4 protein-coding genes and 1 pseudogene are annotated in these 4306 nt (G+C 42.6%); 1 reads left to right on the forward strand and 4 read right to left on the reverse strand.

Annotated features, from left to right (window positions below; genetic code table 11):
- A partial coding sequence (locus ABYK33_RS14075) for an ABC transporter permease (protein WP_373033920.1) occupies positions 1 to 571 on the forward strand: 571 nt, incomplete at its 5' end.
- 124 nt (positions 572 to 695) lie between these two features.
- On the opposite strand, the gene ABYK33_RS14080 is transcribed toward ABYK33_RS14075, so the two are convergent.
- From ABYK33_RS14080 to ABYK33_RS14095, 4 genes and pseudogenes are all read right to left on the reverse strand, one after another.
- Positions 696 to 1178: a hypothetical protein gene (locus ABYK33_RS14080; protein ID WP_373033921.1), complete on the reverse strand. Its 483-nt coding sequence runs from the start codon at positions 1176 to 1178 to the stop codon at positions 696 to 698.
- Between the two features lie 104 nt (positions 1179 to 1282).
- Complete coding sequence (locus ABYK33_RS14085) at positions 1283 to 2554, reverse strand: hypothetical protein (RefSeq protein ID WP_373033922.1); 1272 nt, start codon at positions 2552 to 2554, stop codon at positions 1283 to 1285.
- A gap of 84 nt (positions 2555 to 2638) precedes the next feature.
- The gene (locus ABYK33_RS14090; protein WP_373033923.1) at positions 2639 to 3271 is read right to left on the reverse strand and encodes a hypothetical protein; all 633 of its coding nucleotides are present in this window, start codon (positions 3269 to 3271) and stop codon (positions 2639 to 2641) included.
- A 293-nt stretch (positions 3272 to 3564) separates the two neighbouring features.
- Positions 3565 to 4306, reverse strand: a pseudogene (locus ABYK33_RS14095) (glucose/galactose MFS transporter); the annotation flags it as partial.

The following is a 4306-nucleotide window of genomic DNA, read 5'->3' on the forward strand; positions in this document are numbered from 1 at the left end:
CAGCGGAAACGACAACATCCACCTTATCATGGCTGCCGTCAAGGAGAACATACCGCTTGAAGAGGCGAAATTGCAGATCCAGCAGGTCATGCGGGAACAGCGGCACATCAAAAACGGCGAAGAGGACAACTTCTCGGTACGGAGTATGACGGCCCTGCTTGACACCATCACCCAGATCACCTCGATGCTCACGGTCATGCTGGGTGCCGTTGCGGCGATCTCGCTTGTCGTCGGGGGGATCGGTATTATGAACATTATGCTGGTCTCGGTGACGGAGCGGACCCGGGAGATCGGTATCCGTATGGCTGTCGGTGCGATGGCGCAGGACATTCTTATTCAGTTCCTTATCGAAGCAGTGGTGCTTTCCGGTCTGGGCGGCATAGCGGGCATCATCATCGGGATCGGTATTACCATCGGTGTTGCCAGCGCCATCGATATTACGCTGATCATTGATATGAGTATCACGATGATCGCGTTGTTCTTCTCCATGCTGATCGGTGTCGTTTTCGGCATCATCCCCGCACGCAAAGCGGCGAACATGAACCCTATTGATGCGTTGCGGTATGAATGATTTTTAGTGGCGGTAGGTTTTTTGGAAAGTGGAGATTCAATCACTAGGGTTGAATTATAGATTACGTTTAAAATGAGCAATCAAAAAGTCGCCCGCGGGTTTTTGATTGGTCTCCTCTGATTTGTTAGCTATAGGCGCTAAAGCCTATAAGGATGTGCTGCCCTTCCTTTCGTTTATAAACTTCGAAAGTGCCTGTCTCATAATAATTAAAGAAATATATACGTCTTGGTGGCTCTGGTTGCATCCAGTTTTTTTCAAAAATTAACTTTTTCAGTTTAGCTTGATCTACTTTTCCCTGAGAATAAGTCTGAGCCAAGTGGAGTATCTGATCCATAAAAACTTCTTCGTTTATATATCTATCTACATTCTTCGTCCAAAGCTCTATGGTTATGCCATAGTGCGTGCATCCACCAATATTGATATGAACCTCTCCATTTTCAACCGGCACTACCAATATAAAGTTCTTCTCAATTAAATAGCTTCCAGGATATTTCTTTTGAAGCTCAAGATTATTACTGACACGAGTAGCTTGGTCTAAAATACATTCATCTGCTTGTACCACCTGACCAATTACCAGCAACATAAGGAACACTAGACTTTTATACATTTGAATTCTTCCATAGCTAACGCCACGCTCACCGGGAAATTTGGAGCGCAGCGCAAAATTTATCCGAGTGCAGCGCTTTGTTAGTCGAAATTTGCACGGTGGCGCTAAAGAATTGCCGCGCCATTGACATCACCGAGATCATCGAATGAAATTGCAACATGTACATGGCCGCTAGGGCCAATTAGGCGAGATACGCTTTTTTCAAGCGAATCTTGTGAGTAGACATAGGAATTTTTCTGTTCAATAGCTAATTGTCGATACTCAGATGATAGCGACTTCAATTTATCCCTTCGCAACTGCAACGTCTCATTGCTGTTAAACAACGCTTTCCCCATGAGCGATGACTGCTTTTCCCAAACAGCATCCTTAAAGTTTTCGATTAACTCAGACCATTTGTCATTTTCTGTGTTCACTCTTGAAAACTCACGTTTTACTGGGTCTAAGTACGTAGTTACGAAATTTGTTGCTGATGCTAGATTGAGAAAAAGCTTGTGTCTCTTTAATAACGGCTCAACCTTCTCTATTAAGCCTTTCAGCCTTTCAAAGGTTGCCCCTGTTCCAAATGTATCCAAATCTTCAAGATTAGATATTTGCTTAATTAATGAGGCCATATCTTCTTCGAGCTTGTTTCGCCAAGTATATGAATCTTTCACAATCCCCTCAATTGCATTTCTCTTTTGCTGAGAAAGTTCATCAGGGCATTTGAATTCTTTCATGTATGTGGCAATTTCACGCAGATAATCAAAGGCTCCAGATATTCTGGCCTTATCTTCATTTTCTTGTCTTTCAAGTATTTCAGAAATTGAATCTTTTATGGCGCTTAAGCTTTTTTCTATGTCGGCTAAGTGCGACTGAGCAACAGCAATACTAACTAATTGAAAAGCGCCACTTGCAAGTTGTCGAGCTTTACCGCCCTGAATTATTCGTCCCTTCCCGACAATCGTTCCTGAAGAATTTACAGCATCTGCTAGATGCTCTCCAGAATTTGTTTTCATCAGCGTATAGGTGCCATCTGCCAATCCTTGCTGAATCTCTGGCTTGAAAATGACTTCTACAGTTTTATTTGGAATACTCACTGCGCCCTTAAATAAATCTGCCGCCATGTGCTTTACTCGATTGATTGCGCTATCAGAAGACTCCATTTTATAAGCCCTTTCGGGTATGGTTTGAATCTCCCTCGATTCGAGTATCTTGATTCCATTTTCATTAAAAATCGCCAGATTACATCCTATACTGCCTTCATTGCTATCCACATGCTCCGCTTCTATTGCGACAGGCAATACAGCATCATCTTTTTTTCTTCGATAAAAGAAAACAGCCGCCATCAAAGCCAAGCTCGCTAGAATTATGAAGACAGCCAACAGGTTCAAACCCATATTTCACTCACTTTCTTTGGTGTAATTGTCTCGAGACATGTAATTTCGACTAACGTTTGTCGTGAGCAATAGTTAGATAATAGATTAAAGTTTGTGTTCATCGATATACTTTTCCAATGATTCAATAAATTCATATGCGATTTGTCTCACACTAAATAGTTCAACATGGTTCATAGGAGTTTCTTTTCCATTAGATGAACTAATCCAACCTACACTATTGTATCTTGTCAGGTGAGCATATGCTTCATCTAGATTCGGATCAACATGGGCTCCTCCATCTTTATTAGCCAAAGCTAAAATAAGTTCTTTGCGAGTAAATTGATTTTTCTTTGAATCTGAAATAACGATTTTATTCCACCATTGGCTAAATGAAATATTTTTAAATGCTGCAGTGTTTGGTCCATCACCAAGAAATGCTATATATGAACTTCCTTCACTACTAATTCTTAGTCCAACAAGTCCGTGGTGACTGATTAAGTTAGCTGGATCATAATCATGTGCTGTATCTAGAAAATCAAAATCTTGTTTTAGTTTTAATAATCTAAAGAGTGATTTTGATTGTTTTGTATCATGAAGTAGAACGCGAATTGAAACCGCTAATCGTTTCGCTTCACCTAAGTTACCATTATCAAATGATGTAGCTGATGCTTTTAAAAATCCTAAATTTTCTTTTAAGTGTGAAATTAGTTCTTCTTTTGTTTGCTTAACTTTTGCCATTTAATATTTTCCTGATTAGTTCTTTTATTATCTAACTATTTATTGATGCACATTTTATATAACTAAGGCTTAAAGATGGACTTATCTGAACTTATGAAATATTGTAAAAAAATGTTACTTTATTGAGATTGTAATAATTGTGCGGTTATCAGTCTAAAAAAGCGTAAATCTCATCTTAGATAAAGTGTACTAAGTAATGAAAATGGACTTAGTTGAACACTTTTGCTGTGCTAAGTTCAGCATTAGGGCTTAGTTACATTTGGAGCGTAATGCAATGGCGTCAACCCGTTGGCTTACCAACGTGTTATCTTGTGCCCTTTGCGTGCGTAGTAGAGGATGAAGAGGTAGCAGGGAATCGTAATGACGTAGGCGAACTGCATGTCGCCGCCGAGTTCGGCTGCCTGTCCGAAAACGAGGGGGAGGATGGCGCCGCCGGCGATGCTCATAATGAGCAGGGCGGAGCCTTGTGCCGTGAACTTGCCGAGGCCTTGGAGTGCAAGCGGCCAGATAGAAGGCCATACAAGCGCGTGAGAGAGTCCTAGGATGGCGACAAGGGCCACAGGGTCAGGAATGGTGGCGATGCCGCTCCAGCCCCATAGAACGGTAGAGATGGCGCTGCTTTGGTCTGAGCTGAACAGCAGGGCGGTGACGGTGGCAAAACCGCCGATCGCAGAAAAGGTCAGGGCGTTTTGCTGCGAGAGGTATTTAGGGATTCCCAAAACACCGATAAGGTAGCCCAGCACCATAAAGACCATGGTGTACGAGGTTAGGGCGGTGTAGTTGCTGACGCCCAGTTTCTGGCCGAAGAGACCGATGGTGTCACCGGCGACCACTTCGACGCCGACATAGAAAAAGAGGGCGACGACACCGAGGACAAGCTGCGGGTAGTGCAATATGTTAGTCTTCTCTTTGTCTTCGTCGGCATCTTTGAACTCGATCTCCGGCAGTGAGGAGAAGAGCACCAGAAAAATAAGCCCGATCAAAATAAAGGCCATAATGAGGTACGGCATAATGAGCTTGGAGGCCAAAAGGTCG

Source organism: Sulfurovum sp. (genome assembly GCF_041562805.1).
Lineage (GTDB): Bacteria > Campylobacterota > Campylobacteria > Campylobacterales > Sulfurovaceae > Sulfurovum.

Bases quoted from the DNA above. Each gene is read 5' to 3' on its own strand.
- ABYK33_RS14080 (WP_373033921.1), bottom strand. From the start codon at position 1,178: ATGTATAAAAGTCTAGTGTTCCTTATGTTGCTGGTAATTGGTCAGGTG.
- ABYK33_RS14085 (WP_373033922.1), bottom strand. From the start codon at position 2,554: ATGGGTTTGAACCTGTTGGCTGTCTTCATAATTCTAGCGAGCTTGGCT.
- ABYK33_RS14090 (WP_373033923.1), bottom strand. From the start codon at position 3,271: ATGGCAAAAGTTAAGCAAACAAAAGAAGAACTAATTTCACACTTAAAA.